Consider the following 15,675-nt stretch of genomic DNA (forward strand, 5'->3'; position numbering starts at 1 on the left):
ATCCTCGCATTGCTCCGTCCGGTTGGTCACGTTGACTGGAGTTCACCCCGGCGTGCAAGGGTGGAAAACATGACGATTACCCGCACCGAGACGCTTTCCCTCACCGACGGCCGTGAGCTGCGGGTGACGATCGGCGAACCCGACTCCGCCGTCCGCGGCGGGCTGGTGGTGCTGCACGAGGCCCGCGGCATGACCGCGGGGGTGCGGACGCTCGTCAGCAGCCTGGCGGATGAGGGCTGGCTCACCATCGCGCCGCACCTCTACGACTCCGACCGCGTGCACGGCGACGACATCAGGGACCAGGTCAGCAAGCTCTCGGGGGACAGCCTGCTGGAGGACACCGACGTCGCGTTCGTGTGGCTGGGTCAGCAGGGCGTGAGCCCGGACCGCATGGGTGTCGTCGGGTTCGACATCGGCGGCACGGTCGCGATGGTGGTTGCCGCGAGCCGCACGATCGGGGCAGCGGTCACCGTCCAGGCACCAGGAATCCTCGAGCCGCTGTCGGACGGTCTGCCCGCGCTGGTGGACGTGGCCGCCGACCTCACTTGCCCGTGGCTCGGCATCTACCGCGACGACGATTCCGAAGAAGTGAGCAAGCTTCGGGATGCGGTGATCAGCTCGGAAACCGCGTCGGATGTGGTCCGTTTCGACGTTTCCAGTGACGAAGCGTGGGCTCGTGCGTTGAACTGGTTCGACGCACACATGAGGTAAGGGTCTTTACGGCGGATTGGAACCGAACCGTACTCCAGGTACATCTAAGGGATGCTTCGGACGGCTGACTGGGTGTAGCTGCGAGTAACACTCAGTGCTGCGGTGACGAGTAAGCAGTGCAGGGGGTTTGAGGGATGGCTGAAGGCACTGGGACAGGCACTGAGACACCCGCGGTCTCGACGGCGACGACCACGCCGATCACCGCGGAACAGCTGGCGGCGGTGAAGCCGGTTCTCCAGCAGCAGATGCTGACGGACAAGGCGACGGCGAGTCACGCCGCGGCCAAGCTCGACCAGGCGGCGGACAGCGGGAAGCTGACGCTCGACGTCGACGCAGCGGACGCGTTGATCAAGGCGGTGGACGCCGCGCGCGACCAGGTGATGGACCTGTGGAAGCGCGCGAGCAAACAGCTCGCCACTCCGCTGCAGCTGGGCGAGAACCCGGTCGCCAAGGCGATCAGCGCGCGGTTCGCCGAGCTGGCCGTGGGTGAGGACTCCGGCGCTGCCAAGGCGTTGCTGGACCTCTTCAAGGTCCTCGACGACATCGGCAACGCGCTGCGAAAGAACCGCGACTCCATCCGCGCCACGGACGAAGAGGCCGAGAAGGCCATGAAGAAGGCCGGGGGGTCCTGGTGAGTCAGGGATCGCACGACAACAAGGGCAACGGCCAGCACAACGGCAACGACAAAGACCACGACAACAACGGGAACGGGTACGACCGCAGTGCCCTGCACGACCCGGTCGACTGGATGATCTACCCGCACGCCAAGCTCTACGAGATGGTGCACACGGGCGTGAACCTCGAAGGTGCCCAGGCCGCCGCGACGAGCTGGCAGAAGATCGGCGAGGACATCGCCGCCGTGCGGTCGAGCCTGCTCAAGGCCGTCGAGGACTCCACCGTGGGCTGGGACAGCGAGTCGGCCCGGCTGGCCCGTGACGGTCTGACCGAGGTCACCAACTGGGTCGACGACACCGCGAGCTACGCGCACAAGGTCTCCGCGGCGATCACGACCGAGACCAACAACGTCGAGGCCGCCCGCGCCGCGATGCCGCCGCCTCCCAAAGCGCCGGAACCGCCGGTGCCGGTGGTGGACCCCGGAATGCCTCGGACGCTCCTGCGTGATCGGCTGACGATGATCGACGGCGTGCACGATTTCGGCGGTGTCGAGAGCCTGCGGCGAGATGCGCGCCTGGTGGCGACGTCGCAGAGCGAGTTCAGCGGCTTCCAGAACCTCGGCACCAGCACGGTCGACACCCTCGCGGCCAACGATGCCCAGCACCGCATCGCGGCGGACGTGATGGCGGCGTTCCAGCGCAACTCGGCCGCTGTCGACCAGACGGTGCCCACGCAGTTCACGCCTCCGGTGAACCCGGTCAACCCGACCCAGCCGACGCTGGGCGGTGGCGAGACCGGTGGCCGCACCCCGACGCCGGACACAGGTGCCGGTGGTGGCGTCGGTGCTCCGGTCACGACGACGTCGGGCACCACGACCCGTGGCGACACGAACGCCTCTTCGCGCGGCTACGGCGGTGGCGCCGGTGTTCGCGGTGGCGGTGGTGGCGGCGGCGGTGGCTTCACCGGCGGCATGATGCCCGGCCGCTTCAACTCGAACTCCAACCAGGGCGGACCCGGCGGTGGCGGTGGTGCCGGCGGCAGCGGTGGCGGCGGCCTCTCGGCCGGTGTCAACGAGCGGGCCGGCGCGGGTGCCGCGGCGGCTGCCGCGTCGTCGGCGACCGGTGGCCAGACGAAGGCGTTCCAGAACCCGCTCGCGATGGGTGGCGCGCCGATGGCCGGTGCCCCTGCGGCGGGGCAGGGGCGTGACGACGAGCGCGAGCACAAGAGCGCGAGTTATCTGGAAGAGGACGACAACGTCTTCGGCCTGGACCGCAAGGCGGCCCCGCCGGTGATCGGTCAGTGAGTGAACGCCAGTTCACGGTGAGCTCGCAGGAGTTCTTCCTGCTGTGGCAAGCCGTGCACGGCGAGGACCGCGTCGTGCCGCTCGGCACGCCCCACGTGGGCGCCACCCGAGCGGCGCGGCAACGCCTCGTCGAGGAGAGCTCGCAGACGCTCTACGCCCGCCGCCTCGGCACCGTGCACCGTCCCGACCCGGATCTGCGCGCGCTGGTCAGCGGCCTCGGCGAGTTCGACCGCGCGCTGGAGATCGCGTACTTCAAGGGAACCGAACTGGCCCGCGGCATCGCCTGCGCCGGCTGGAGCGGAGCGTTCGCGGCGCGCGTGAACGACGACGTGCACCTGTACTCGTTCCGCCCCAACGCGCTGGCTTCGGCCACGGTGTCATCGTTGCCAGGCCTCGCGCCAGGCACCGGTCGTTCCGTGAACGTGCGGTGGGACGACTACGTGCGGGCGGGCAAGGCGGGCGAACATGACGGCAAGCAGGCGTTCCTGGACGTGCTGCGGGATGCGGGCATCCGCGAACCGGAGGCGCACACGCTGCTGCGCATCGTGACGTCCCGGATCGGCGGCGGCGAGCTCGGCCTCACCGCCCGCAACCGTGACGGCGTCCCCCGCCCGACCGGCCGCTCGGTGTCCTGGCTGGACACCCGCGAGGGCCGCTACCTGCTCCGCAAGTCCGACGGCTGGCTCGTCCTGGCTCCCGCCGACGCGTCGCGGTTGACCAGTGCGGTCGACGAGCTGCTGGCGGCGGGGTAGTTACACACTGTTGGTGGACGTCGTGTCCGCCAATCACACATGGACGTTCTGTTGCGCCTCAACTAGACATGGGGCATGACCGACACCGACGTCGAACTGCTCTGGCGCCCCGACCCCACTAGGGACAACGGGATGACCGCGTTTCGCTCGTGGCTCCGCTCCGAGCGTGGTCACGACTTCCCCGACTACGAGTCGTTGTGGGAGTGGTCAGTCTCCGACCTCGAGGGGTTCTGGGGCGCCATAGCCTCGTATTTCGACGTCCGGTTCCACACCGCCCCCGAGCGGGTGCTGGGTTCCGCGGACATGCCGGGCGCCCAGTGGTTCCCCGGTTCGACGCTGAACTACGCCGAGCACTCCCTGCGTCGCGGCGCCGACGACGACCTCGCCGTGATCTTCCACCGCGAGGACGGCTTCGTCACGTCGCTGACGTTCGGCGCCCTGCGTTCCCGGGTGGCCGCTTTCCGGGCCGCGCTGGCCTCTCTGGGCGTCTCGCAGGGCGACCGGGTGGTGGCCCTCGTCCCGAACGCCCCGGAGGCCCTGATCGCGTTCCTGGCGGCCGCCTCGCTGGGCGCCACGTGGTCGTCCTGCTCCCCGGACTTCGGCGCGCGCGCCGTCGCCGACCGCTTCACCCAGATCTCGCCCACGGTGTTCGTCGCCGTGTCGGGCTACGTCTACAACGGACGGTCCTTCGACTGCCGCCCGGTCGTCGAGGAGATCCGCTCCCAGATCCCGTCGCTGCGCGCCACGGTCCTGATCGACTACCTGGACAACGGCGCGACCCTGCCGGACACGCTGTCGTTCTCGGACCTGATCTCCGCGAACGAGGGCGCACCGCTCGGGTTCACGCCGGTGCCCTTCGACCACCCGCTGTGGGTGCTCTACTCGTCCGGCACCACGGGCCTGCCCAAGGGCATCGTCCAGGGCCACGGCGGCATCGTCGTGGAGCACCTCAAGATGCTGGCCCTGCACAGCGACCTCGGCCCCGGCGACCGCTTCTTCTGGTTCACCACCACCGGCTGGATGATGTGGAACTACCTGGTCGGCGGTCTGCTGGTGGGCACGACGATCGTCCTGTTCGACGGCAGCCCGGCCTACCCGTCGCTGAACACGTTGTGGCACCTGGCCGAACAACACCGCGTGACCTACTTCGGCACCTCCGCCCCGTACGTCCAGTCGTGCCTCAAGGAGGGCCTCGACCCGTCCTCCCGCTACGACCTGACGGGCCTGCGCGTAGTCGGCTCGACCGGCGCACCCCTGACCCCGGAAGGTTTCCGCTGGATCGCCTCCGCTGTCGGCAAGGACGTCCAGATCGCCTCGGTCTCCGGCGGCACCGACCTCTGCACGGCCTTCGTGGCAGCCTCCCCCGACCGCCCGGTGTGGCTCGGCGAGCTCTCCTGCCGAGCCCTGGGTGCGGCCGTCTACGCGTTCGACGAGGCCGGTGCTGTCCTCGAAGACGAGGTCGGCGAGCTGGTGATCACCAAGCCGATGCCGTCCATGCCGGTCTTCTTCTGGGGCGACGAGGACGGCTCCCGCCTGCGCGACGCGTACTTCGACACCTACCCGGGAATCTGGCGCCACGGCGACTGGATCCGCATCACCCCGCGCGGCTCGGCGGTGATCTACGGCCGCTCCGACTCGACCCTGAACCGAGGCGGAGTCCGCATGGGCACCTCGGAGTTCTACCGCGTCGTCGAGTCGATCCCAGGCGTCGTCGACTCCCTGGTGATCGACACGTCCGGCGTCACCGAGGGCGAGCTGCTCTGCTTCGTCGTCCTCGACGGCGTTTCGCTGTCCGACGTGGAACCGTTGCTGCGCCAGGAATTGCGCTCGTCGTTGTCCCCGCGCCACGTCCCGAACCGCTTCGTGGCGGTGGCCGAGATCCCGAGGACGCTGAACGGCAAGAAGTGCGAGGTCCCGGTGAAGAAGATCCTCGCGGGAGCCGACCCCGAGAAGGCCGTCAGCCGAGGCGCCCTCCGCAATCCCGAGTCCCTCAAACCGTTCCTGGAACTCGCCTCGGGATGATCTAGGTCACTCCCGCTGCGGTGAACAGGCGTTTAACGCCCCTCTCAAGACCCTCGTACGTGCCCTGACCAGCACGTTCGGTGCTTAGAGGGGGGCGTTTTGCAACTCGGTTGGGGACCTGTGTAACCTATGCGTCGTGGCCAAGGATGGTCCCGGGAGGCTTCGCCTAGTCTGGTCTATGGCGCCGCACTGCTAATGCGGTTTGGGGTAACCCCCCATCCCGGGTTCAAATCCCGGAGCCTCCGCAAGGCCGAGCCTCTAGGGGATCGGTTATAATTGAAGACCTGCGCTCGTAGCTCAACGGATAGAGCATCTGACTACGGATCAGAAGGTTACAGGTTCGAATCCTGTCGAGCGCGCCAGAGAAAGTCCAGGTCAGGGCCCTTGTTCTCACTTCTGTGAGACGAGGGCCCTGTCTCGTTTTGAGGGTCGCGTCTCACAAAATCTGACTTTGCAGTTGTAAACCGGGATTTCGCCTACCCGAACAGCTTGCCCAGGTGGGCCGCGGCGACTTTGAGATGACTCGCGTCCGCGTGGACGTACAGTGCAGATGAGACGGATGACAGCACATCGCCGCTCGCGCATCTGAAGATCGGCACCGAGGAGTACCCGCGCAAGCAGATGCTCAGCCACGAGAAGGAGATGCTGGGCCTGTACGTATCGTCGCATCCCCTCGACGGCGCAGAGCGGATCTTGCGGAAGTTCGCGCCCAAGCCGATCGCGGTCGTGCTCGATGATCCACCGCGGGAAGGTGAGCTGATCGTCTCGGGCATGATCTCGTCCATCGAGCGCCGGGTGAACAAGAACGGTCAGCCCTGGGCCATCACGGTCATCGAGGACCTGGACGCTTCGATCGAAGTTCTGTTCTTCCCGAAGGCCTACGAGGTCTTGAGGGACGATCTGGAACTCGACTCCGCTGTCTGCGTCAAGGGACGGGTGAATTGGCGCGAAGACAAGATGCGCGCCGGTCGACCGTTGTCGGACAGGAACGGCCAGCGTCCCCCGGAGTGAACCGAGGAGACTTCAAGACATGTCCTCGCCGGACGGGCAGGTCTCCAAAATGGTGCGGGGACATGCCGGCACATCACGTTCCAGCGGGGGCCGGGGCACGCACCATCCCGTATGACCTCCCCGAGGGCAACCACACGCGTCAAGGGGGGCGTACCAGCGCATGATCCCGCCGAGGCGGTAGGTGCCCCCTTGACACGTGTGGTTGGGACGAGCCAGGTCATACGGGATGGTGCGAGGCCCCTCGATTGGGTGGTTTACGCAAGTCTCGTGACAATTCCCGCGGGTGCGGCCGTTGTGAGTTGTACATGACCGAAATATCCGCAGGCCAGGTTGACCGCGTTACTGAGGGAGCCATCATGAGTGAAGATCGAGTCACTCGCATCATGAACGGCCTGTCCACTCACATCGCTCTACCGTCCAACGATGTGGTGTGGAGAGTTGACGCGCTGCTCGGACAGGAAGATGAAATCTTCATCGATGTGCGTCACTCATTGGAGGATGACCCGATCAGTGGAATTGGCGTCGTGATCACAGCGACACGCGTGATCCGTGCTCGATGGTCAACTCCAAGGCAGAAAGTTGCAGGCCAGTCGACTGTAGCCGTTGAGACGTGGTCACGTCGGGCACTCATGACAGCCAGCGTCGATGCCAGTGAGGAGTTGAGAGTCAATCGCGACGCTGATTGGGCGCGTGATTGGGGAGCCGAGTGGCCACCTGATTCAGTCCTGACGCTGCGCTACGAAGGACAGCCGGACCCGCTCACGCTGCCTCTGCAGGAAGGACCGGCTCACCGCAAGGAGTTCCGAGAGCTCGTGCCTGCACTCTTGGCAGACCTCAGTAGGTAGCGTGATGCACGACAGGCGAAGCGCATGACCAATCTTTCGACGCCGAAGACCTGGTCAGGTTGTACTGAACGAGCAAGATCGAGTCCCCTGCTTACCCCTCGTTTATGACGTCGACTGTCCACAAGTAGCCGAAGTCCACGAACGGACTGGCGACCGGAAAGTCCCAGCTCACAACAACTATCGGCAAGCATCCACAGTGCACTGCGAAGCAAGATCAGCAAGCCGCGCACGCTCCGGCACTGCACCTGCGTCGGCTCGCTGCGGGAGATCTCTTCGAGACCTACTCTGAAAGCTTCGGGCACGTCTGGAACCTATTCAAGCCAGCAACGTTCTGAGGGAGCCACATGGCCCGCGTGGACTACTTCCACGACCGCCTCGAACTTCTACTGGTACGTTCGACGGCGCGGCCTGAAATGGGTTCACCCGTACGACCTCGACGCCTGCCGGCATGCGGAGATCAGGCCCTGACGCCCGCATCGCTCCGCCTGGGGTAGCGCCATACACAGCCCCACGTTCACCCAAACGGATGTTCGCCGAGTACCGCCAGAAGGGCGATGATGATCGAATGGCCATCGTCGATATGCCGTCAACGCGTGTGTTGCTTTGGTCCACATTGCGGGCGGTGTTCCAGCTGGGTGGCTCAGCTTCGATACCTGAGATCGTTGAGACGGTGACCAAAGACGAGGGCCTCACAGACGAGCAGCAATCTGTCCTTCACAACGACGGCCCAAAGACGGAGATCGAGTATCGGCTGTCATGGGCACGTACGCGACTAAAGGGAATGGGACTGCTGACGAATAGTGCCCGCGGAGTATGGGCACTCACGGACGAAGCCAATGCAATACTGGCCGATCGGGAGGCGACTGGTGACCAGCAGCGACAGCGTATAGACGCGCGGTTCTCAGCATTTGTTGGCGAACGGCGTAAGTCGCGCAGAACCAGGCCGCCGCAGCTCAACGGTGATGCAGAGTCAGGCGAGCAAGACGAGTTGACCTGGCAGGAGCAGCTGCTTAAGCATCTAATGGCGATGCAGCCCGACGCGTTCGAACGTTTGGCGAAGAGGCTGCTCCGGGAGGCAGACTTCGACAGTGTCACAGTGACAGGCAAGAGCGGCGATGGAGGCATTGACGGCTTCGGCGTTTATCGATTTGGCCTGGTCAGCTTCCCCGTGTTCTTTCAGTGCAAGCGCTATCGCGGCAGCGTCGGCTCCGGTGCTGTGCGTGATTTCCGAGGTGCCATGTCAGGTCGTGGCGATAAGGGTCTGTTGATCACAACAGGGTCGTTTACTGCCGACGCGAAGAGGGAGGCGAACCGCGACGGCGCTCAAGCCATCGATCTCATCGACGGCGATCGGCTATGCGACCTGCTCAAGCAGTACGAGCTTGGCGTACGGATTGAGATACGCCAAGTCGAGGAGGTAAGTATAGAAGCTTCCTTCTTCAGCGACGTGTAAGCACGCGGCATCCGCCGCCACGCCCTTATCTCACACAGTAGTAGTGAAGTCCTGCAACGGGCTTGCCCTGACGTGGCTCAGGCGACCAACACCTGGATCGATCGCCAAGGGTCCGCTTGGCCGGGTCGACCTGGCCAGCGAGAAGCCGATGGGGCAGTATTCAATGGAGGGGTCTGGTTCGTTGGAGCTGCATTCCATCGGAACGCCATGTTTCGTGGGCTATGTTCGATAATCGGAAACACGGGAAGGTGTGACGCATCCATGGCTGACTGGGAAGAGCTGATCGGGCTCTCAGTCCTGCTGCGTCAGCAACTCGGCAGCCTAGATCCAGAGCTGAGCCCCTTCAGAATTCCTGGCGAAGGGGCCACGGAGGAGCAACTCCGCGCAGCCGAAAGCAGGATTGACGCCCCACTGGATCCCATGTATCGCGACTTCGCTCGATACGCCAATGGGTGGCCTTATTTCTTCACCTACGCTCACCTGCTCGGTGCCGAACAGTTCGGGCAAGGCGAACTTTGGCAAAAGGGGAACGAGCTTCTTTGGCTCTACTACAGCGAAGGTCCTCCACGGGGCGCGTTCCCGTCACTGGCTGAGCTGACTATAATTGGAGTGGGCGCTGAAGTTACGGATCTGTTTGTAATTTGGCGAACCGGACCCGTTTTCGACGGTGGCCACCAGGTTTCCTGGCTTGCGGGTGAGGAAGTTGACCGATATGCAAATTTTCGCACATTCCTACTTTCTGTAAACCAATACCTGCAAAGCGATATTAAGAAATTTAGTGCGTGAAGATCGCGGAGAACCGGACCGGGCGCCGCCTGTCGCCGAATAGCCTCCAGCTCGTGATGCCACTGCTGCACCCTCAGCACAACCGTGATAGTTCTCGCATTGTGGTATTTCCGCGATCGATTCGGGTAGGGCTGAACGACATGCCTGTTGGAGCCATGAGTCCTGAGGAAAGGCGAGCTGGCCACGTCGGAACGTCTGGTGGCCTCGCGGCAGCGGCCGCATTCGACCGGGGTGGAGTCGACCACCTGGATCGCGTCGGTCCACAGGTCGGTGTCTCGCGCGCAAACAAAGGCCCAGCCGGTTGCGGGGCACCACGGAGTACCTATCCGTGTGCTGTGCACGTCATGTGTGGTGTGGACGGTGCGGCAGGCGCGTCACTCGCCTGCGGGGTGCGGCACCCGCACGCCGGGGTTGCGCGGGTGCCGCACGCCGCAGGTCATGTCACCCGGTCGCGCTCGGCCAGCACCGCGTCATGGACCGCCTTGCGGCGCTTGCCTCCGACCGACAATCCGGTCGCGCGCAGGGCGTGCAGCAGCGCGTCGCGGGAGAGCCGGTCGCCCAGCTCGGTCGCGGCCCGGCGTGCGGCGGGCATCAGGTCGGAGATGTCCACCCCGTCGATCACTACCCGCTCGAGGTCGGCGGTGTCGGTCGCCATCTCGCCGCGTCGACCGGCCAACCGCCGCCACCGCAGCCGCAGCGACCGATCCGGGCGCTCGCCATCGGCGGCGTCAGTCGTGTTGCCGCTGGTCGGTCGCGGCCGGGCTGCCGGGCTAGGGATTGGAGACCCTGGCCTGGACTGAAAGTGGACGCTCACCTGCGCAGATGGACTGCGCGGACCGTGGGAGACGATCTTCGCTCCGCTACGGATCAGAAGGTTACAGGTTCGAATCCTGTCGAGCGCGCTTTGTTGCATCCTTGATCATTCTGCTTCCTTCGAATTCACTGTGTTGATCTTGTGGGTGCCCGAGCGTTCCGGCGGGCGGGTGTCCACAGAATCAGCGCGTGAACGTTGGTGGCGGTGGCTAAGGCCGCCTATTCAACTGTCGCCAGTTCTCGGGCCTTTTTCGGTGCCGCATCGGGTGCAGAACCGGCGAGCGACGCCAGCGCACTCGCGGCAGATTGCTTGCTCCTTGCCGCGCTTGGCGTCGATCGGCCGAGTTCGTCGCCTGCTGGGCATGTCGGCGAGGAGGCGCCGCACCTGCTCGTCGGAGAGGCCGCATTGCCGGCCAATCCTCCTGAGCCCCCATCCCCGTGCTGCGGCGTCAACCATCGCCTCGATGCGGGCGGCTTCGACAAGCTGCAGCACGTCGGTGAGCAGCTGCACGCGCCTGGTCGGGCGCCGTGGTTTCGTAACGCTCGGCGGCGGCGGCGCCGGCAGCCGGTCGGCACCGGCCGAGAAGTGCTCGGCGGGGACGACGGGGCGATGAACGCGGCCCCGTCGAAGGGTGGCCGACCGGCTGCGTGCGGCTACTTGAGCGGCGTGCCGCCGGAGTTGTGGTAGGCGATCGTCTTGTTGATCAGGTTCCCGCCGTCGGACTCGACCGTGGTCTGTTCCTGCTGCCCCGGGCCGAACAGGAGGGCGGCGATGTGCGAGTTCGCCACCTGGTCGAGGTGCGAGAAGAGCCAGTCGACCTTGTCGTCCTTGTAGTGGCCGAAGGTGTTGTTCTGCGCCGCGTTGCCCAGGGGGATCTGCCACAGGACCACCGGCTTGCCCACCGACTCGGCCATCGTCTTGTAGAACGCCAGTTGGGCGGCGGCCTTCTGGTCGGTCCAGAAGTAGTCGCGGCCGCCGTGGGCGGGCTGCGCGTACCAGCCCGCGTCGCGGTCCGACACGTCGGTGGCCAGGAAGTCGGCGTTCTGTGCGCCGAGGCGGGCGTAGTCCGTGACGCACTGCGGGGTGTTCTGCTGCCAGTCGAAGCAGGACAGGTGCAATCCGGCGGCGGTGTTCGGCGCGTACTTGTGCGCCATGTCGATCAGGCAGCGGGCGAGCCCGGCGGCGCTGTCCTCCTGCGATCCGCAGTCCGTCGGATTCGCGGCCCTGACCTGCGCGGCGACCTGGTGCGGGTCGCCGAGCGACCGGACGAAGCCCCAGAAGTCGGGCTCGATGTCGATCATGTCGTGCGAGGTGCCGATCTTCTGGAGGAAGAAGCGGTAGTCGTTCAGGTAACGGGTGAGCAGGTCGGCCCTGTTGATGGCCTTGACCTCGCCCGGACCATCGCCCTCGCCCGCCAGATCACCGAGGTCGCGCAGCGAGTACCAGGTCCAGAGGAACTTCTGCGGGCGCGGGGTGCCCTTGTAGGTCTCCTGAGCCGCCTTGGCGTCCCGCCAGGTCACGTACGTGCCGGGCGCCGTGGTGCTGCCGTTCCAGCAGCCCCACCAGCCCGTCCACGCGTCCTGGCAGCGGGTCGCCGTGTAGTAGTCCGACGAGGGCGCGGGCTGGCTGTGCACGTAGGCGTACTGCACGTCGAACGGCGCGGCGTTCGCTGAGGCGTCGTTCATCATGCCGCCGATGAGCACCGTGTTGCTGCCCATGAAACTCTTCGCCGAGTTGCCGCTGTCGGCGGTCCGAGTCGCCGAAGTCGCCGGAGCCGCCGACGTCGGAGCCTGGCTCGCTGGAGCGCTGCTGCTCGGCGTGGCAGGTGTGGTGGGCGCGGCGTTGCTGGTGGAGCTCCCCGTGTTTCCGGTGCCGCTGATGCTGTCGGCCGGGACGAGCTGCCACTGCTGGTTGGCGCCGTTCCAGTCGTGGTACAGGGCGATGCGGCCCCCGTTGGCCTTGGAGCCGATCGGGACCTCGACGGCCTTGCCGTTGAAGCGGTTGATCAGACGCACGTAGCCGTCCGACGACTTCTCCAGGTGGAACTGCTGGTTGGCGCCGTTCAGGTCGCTCCACTGCACCACCTGGGAGCCTTCGGTCTTCGACCATCCGTAGTCGTCCAGCACCTTGCCGGAGTGCCGGTTCTGCAGCCGGTAGTTCCCGTCACCCGCGTCAATGAACTTCCATTGCTGGTTCGCCCCGCCGGTGCGGCTCCACTGCACCACCGCGGCGCCGTCGTACGCGCCGTAGCCGTAGTCGTCCAGCACCTGGCCGGTGCTGCGGTTGACCAGCAGGTACCAGGTGCTGCTGTCCACGGTTTCCGCCAAGGCCGTGCTGACCACGGCCACGGAGCCGCCCACGACCGCCAGGCCGACGGCCGCCCAGAAACCCCGACGCAGGTGCAACCGACGGCGGCGATGCGCCTGCGGCCGCCCAAGACCAGCCGAGCGGAACGACGTGCGACTGCGGCGGGCGTGGCCGCCGGGCTCCGCCTCCGGGGACGTGGATGGGCGAGGAAACATGTCGATGCGCTCCTTCAACCGGTGCCTCTGCCCAGACCTCTGTCCGGACACCACCCAGTTGCCACCGCCCCCGCAAAAGGTTGCCCCGGACCGCCAAGATTTTTCGGGCACCGCGCGCCGCCTGGGGCGCAAAAGAACGTACTGCGCCTCATCGACCGTGAACGGCTCGACCTCTCGGGTGCAGCCGCTCTTGCTTCAGCCTCGGGTCACCCAGCCAACCCGCCAACTTGCCGCAGCTCACGACCGCGCAGGGGGCGGTGAGGTCGACGGGGTCAGCTTCCCAACCCGGCAGAGGCGGTCCAACTCGCCGCACAGGGTCCCCATGCGTCCCGCTGGTCGTCGATGAATTCCGACCCCAGCGCCCACATCAGCCCGTCAACTTGTGCATGCTCCGCGACCTCGCTCGATACTGGGCTACTCCCTTTGTGCACCCCGATCAGCAACCACGCCATGGCGTACTTGGCCGCGTTCTCGTGTACTCCACCTACTCACGCTGTCGAGGTAGCGCTCCTATGGAACCACCGCAGAACTACCACCACCAGTACAGTCCACAGCCTCCAATTCCAGGCCATTTCCCGCAACCGACTGGGTACACCTACTATCGGCAGCCGAGGCCTCCGGTGTATCCGGTGGTGATATGGACCGTGTTCTTTGGGCTCTTTGGGATTATTGCGGCGGCTCTCCGTGCGGGCAGGGCAGCAAGAGGCGGGCACCCGCAGGCTCCATATTGGGTGGCGTGGGCGGTTACGTTTTTCGTTGGAATTGTATTGTGGGTCGTGTTGCTTGGCGCAGGAGGGTTGGGGAATATTGGCGCCGAGACGGTAGAGCATAGGATCACGAGTGGCGACACGAAATGGACCAACGGTGTGCGTGCTACGTCTGCACATTGCAGTCCGATAGACGTTGGCCGGGATGGCGCGGGATTTTATTCGTGTTCAATCACGAAGGCGGACGGCTCTCACGGAACGCTGAATGTCTGGGCTGACACCGATGGCAGCATCGAGAGCAGGTGACAATCCGAGGAGCGTGTCATATTGCAAAAGTAGCCTTCATTGCCGGGGTGTTACGTTAACCCGCCACGGCTCACGATCATGGACGGCCGGTGAGATCGTCGGGTTAGCCTTCTAACTCGACAGAGGCCATTACGCGGACCGCCGTGGACGGGCATACCGGGACCTGCGGAACAGAAGGTTGCAGGTTCGAATCCTGTCGAGCGCGCCAGATCGAAGGCCCTTGCCGGTGGAAACGCCGGCAAGGGTCTTTTGCTTGCTCCGGCGGGAAAACGCGTCGACAGGTGGGCGCTGACGAGCGCACCATCACGGCTGTGGAGGCGCTGAGGGTGATCAAGGGGGACGCGACGAGCCCCCAGGCCAAGGGGCCGAAGATCATCGCGCACGTCTGCAACGACCTCGGCGGCTGGGGCAAGGGCTTCGTGTTGGCCGTGTCACGTCGATGGCCGGAGCCGGAGCAGGCCTACCGCGAGTGGCACAGAGGCCGCGCCAAGAACGACTTCGGCCTGGGCGCCGTCCAGCTCGTTCAGGTGAGGCCGGACACCTGGGTCGCGAACATGATCGGCCAGCGCGGCACCCGCACCGGCAGCAACGGCCCACCCGTCCGGTACGACGCGATCGAGCACTGCCTGATCGCCCTGGCCGAGCACGCCAAGCGGTTGGAAGCGAGCGTGCACATGCCGCGCATCGGCTGCGGCCTCGCCGGAGGCAAGTGGGAACGAGTCGAGCCGATAGTCGTGGAAACGCTGCTGAGGCAGGACGTCCCGGCAACGGTGTACGACTTCGACTGAAAACGTGAGTGGGCAACGGGTTTTCTACTGGTGACGAGGTCGCGCGGTAAACGATTCCACAGTAGTTGATCTGCGGAAACCGATGCACAAATCCGCACGACCGGTCGTCGCACGACGTACGCCGTTCGGCGCCGACAGAGGCCATTCGTCGACGTGACGGATCACTCGCACTGCCTGAATCGCCACACTCGAAGGATGGCGATTCTGGCGGGAAAGGCCGTGGTGATCACCGGCGCCGGACAGGGTTTGGGTCGTGCGTTCGCCACCCACGCGGCCCACAACGGGGCCGCTGTGGTGATCAACGACGTCGATGAGCGGCTCGCCACGCAGGTCGCCGATCTCATCACGCTCAGGGGCGGCAAGGCCGTCGTCAGCGCCGGGCCGGTCCAGGATCCCGAGCAGGCGCAGGCCATGGTCGACACGTGCACGGCGGCGTTCGGGCGGATCGACGGGCTCGTCAACAACGCGGGCATCCGCTACCAGGCCGAGCTCGGGCAGGACGACCCGGCGAAGATGCGCGAGCTCATCGAGGTCAACGTCCTCGGCACGCTCTACTGCACCAACGCGGCGGTGCAGAGCATGCGGCGCGGGTCGATCGTCAACCTCGGGTCCCTCTCGATGGTCGGGCAGCCGACCGCCTTGGCCTACAGCGCGTCCAAGGGCGCGATCGCGAGCATCACGGCAGGTGCGGCCGCTGAGCTGCAGGAGAAGGGGATCCGGGTCAACGCCGTGTGCCCCGTCGCGTGGACGCGGATGTCGGTCGCCGACACCAGGGCCGATCCGAGCGGGCCGCCGGAGACGATCGCGCCACTCGTCACGTACCTGCTCAGCGACCGCGCGGCGAAGATCACCGGGCAGCTCGTCCGGTTCGCTCACGGGGCGTTGCACGTCATGGGGCAGACGAGCCCGAAGGGGCCTGTGCTGAAAAGCGACGAGTGGGACGTCGACAGCATCGCCGAGGCTTTCGAACGGCAGTTGGAGCCCGAGGACCCCGCGTGGGTGCGCTGGGGTGTCGCGCGGTGACGCGAGCGGGCAGAGTG

The 15,675-nt window shown here is 65.7% G+C and carries 13 protein-coding genes, 2 tRNA genes and 3 pseudogenes; 14 read left to right on the forward strand and 4 right to left on the reverse strand.

Annotated features, from left to right (window positions below; all coding sequences use genetic code 11):
• Window positions 1-69 precede the first annotated feature (69 nt).
• The 12 genes and pseudogenes from JOD27_RS07760 to JOD27_RS07810 all read left to right on the forward strand — a co-directional run bounded on the left by JOD27_RS07760 (window position 70) and on the right by JOD27_RS07810 (window position 9,498).
• Window positions 70-711 carry a dienelactone hydrolase family protein gene (locus JOD27_RS07760; protein ID WP_204761439.1) on the forward strand — a complete coding sequence of 214 codons (642 nt, stop codon included), beginning with the start codon at window positions 70-72 and terminating at the stop codon, window positions 709-711.
• A 134-nt stretch (window positions 712-845) separates the two neighbouring features.
• Complete coding sequence (locus tag JOD27_RS07765) at window positions 846-1,346, forward strand: hypothetical protein (RefSeq protein WP_204761440.1); 501 nt, start codon at window positions 846-848, stop codon at window positions 1,344-1,346.
• A complete protein-coding gene (locus JOD27_RS45875) occupies window positions 1,343-2,629 on the forward strand; it encodes a PPE domain-containing protein (protein ID WP_204761441.1) in 1,287 nt (428 codons plus the stop codon). Before JOD27_RS07765 ends, JOD27_RS45875 begins: the two co-directional genes overlap by 4 nt.
• The gene (locus JOD27_RS07775; RefSeq protein ID WP_204761442.1) at window positions 2,626-3,381 is read left to right on the forward strand and encodes an ESX secretion-associated protein EspG; all 756 of its coding nucleotides are present in this window, start codon (window positions 2,626-2,628) and stop codon (window positions 3,379-3,381) included. The genes JOD27_RS45875 and JOD27_RS07775 overlap by 4 nt, the downstream gene beginning before the upstream one ends.
• Window positions 3,382-3,456: 75 nt before the next feature.
• The gene (locus JOD27_RS07780; RefSeq protein WP_204761443.1) at window positions 3,457-5,403 is read left to right on the forward strand and encodes an acetoacetate--CoA ligase; all 1,947 of its coding nucleotides are present in this window, start codon (window positions 3,457-3,459) and stop codon (window positions 5,401-5,403) included.
• Window positions 5,404-5,558: 155 nt separating this feature from the next.
• A tRNA-Ser gene (locus tag JOD27_RS07785) sits at window positions 5,559-5,648 on the forward strand.
• 41 nt (window positions 5,649-5,689) lie between these two features.
• Window positions 5,690-5,765 (forward strand) — tRNA-Arg (locus tag JOD27_RS07790).
• A gap of 190 nt (window positions 5,766-5,955) precedes the next feature.
• A pseudogene (locus JOD27_RS07795) lies at window positions 5,956-6,363 on the forward strand (OB-fold nucleic acid binding domain-containing protein); the annotation flags it as partial.
• 407 nt (window positions 6,364-6,770) lie between these two features.
• Window positions 6,771-7,259, forward strand: coding sequence for a hypothetical protein (locus tag JOD27_RS07800; RefSeq protein ID WP_204761444.1), 489 nt, complete (start codon window positions 6,771-6,773; stop codon window positions 7,257-7,259).
• A 218-nt stretch (window positions 7,260-7,477) separates the two neighbouring features.
• A pseudogene (locus JOD27_RS44635) lies at window positions 7,478-7,594 on the forward strand (XRE family transcriptional regulator); the annotation flags it as partial.
• A 191-nt stretch (window positions 7,595-7,785) separates the two neighbouring features.
• Complete coding sequence (locus JOD27_RS07805) at window positions 7,786-8,712, forward strand: restriction endonuclease (RefSeq protein ID WP_204761445.1); 927 nt, start codon at window positions 7,786-7,788, stop codon at window positions 8,710-8,712.
• Window positions 8,713-8,973: 261 nt separating this feature from the next.
• Window positions 8,974-9,498 carry an SMI1/KNR4 family protein gene (locus JOD27_RS07810; protein ID WP_204761446.1) on the forward strand — a complete coding sequence of 175 codons (525 nt, stop codon included), beginning with the start codon at window positions 8,974-8,976 and terminating at the stop codon, window positions 9,496-9,498.
• A 179-nt stretch (window positions 9,499-9,677) separates the two neighbouring features.
• Here the strand turns inward: JOD27_RS07810 and JOD27_RS47375 are convergent.
• The 4 genes and pseudogenes from JOD27_RS47375 to JOD27_RS07825 all read right to left on the reverse strand — a co-directional run.
• Window positions 9,678-9,779, reverse strand: a pseudogene (locus JOD27_RS47375) (IS982 family transposase); the annotation flags it as partial.
• 155 nt (window positions 9,780-9,934) lie between these two features.
• On the reverse strand, window positions 9,935-10,174 hold the full coding sequence (locus JOD27_RS07815; RefSeq protein WP_204761447.1) for a hypothetical protein: 240 nt from the start codon (window positions 10,172-10,174) through the stop codon (window positions 9,935-9,937).
• Window positions 10,175-10,534: 360 nt separating this feature from the next.
• Window positions 10,535-10,822, reverse strand: coding sequence for a hypothetical protein (locus JOD27_RS07820; protein WP_204761448.1), 288 nt, complete (start codon window positions 10,820-10,822; stop codon window positions 10,535-10,537).
• Window positions 10,823-10,965: 143 nt separating this feature from the next.
• The gene (locus tag JOD27_RS07825; RefSeq protein ID WP_204761449.1) at window positions 10,966-12,834 is read right to left on the reverse strand and encodes an RICIN domain-containing protein; all 1,869 of its coding nucleotides are present in this window, start codon (window positions 12,832-12,834) and stop codon (window positions 10,966-10,968) included.
• A 1,324-nt stretch (window positions 12,835-14,158) separates the two neighbouring features.
• Between JOD27_RS07825 and JOD27_RS07830 the strand changes: the two genes are divergently transcribed.
• Together JOD27_RS07830 and JOD27_RS07835 are read left to right on the forward strand one after the other, a co-directional pair.
• Window positions 14,159-14,635: a macro domain-containing protein gene (locus tag JOD27_RS07830; protein WP_204761450.1), complete on the forward strand. Its 477-nt coding sequence runs from the start codon at window positions 14,159-14,161 to the stop codon at window positions 14,633-14,635.
• A 195-nt stretch (window positions 14,636-14,830) separates the two neighbouring features.
• Complete coding sequence (locus JOD27_RS07835; RefSeq protein WP_204761451.1) at window positions 14,831-15,658, forward strand: SDR family NAD(P)-dependent oxidoreductase; 828 nt, start codon at window positions 14,831-14,833, stop codon at window positions 15,656-15,658.
• Window positions 15,659-15,675: the final 17 nt, after the last annotated feature.

The organism is Lentzea nigeriaca (assembly GCF_016907955.1).
In the GTDB taxonomy this organism is placed as follows: domain Bacteria; phylum Actinomycetota; class Actinomycetes; order Mycobacteriales; family Pseudonocardiaceae; genus Lentzea; species Lentzea nigeriaca.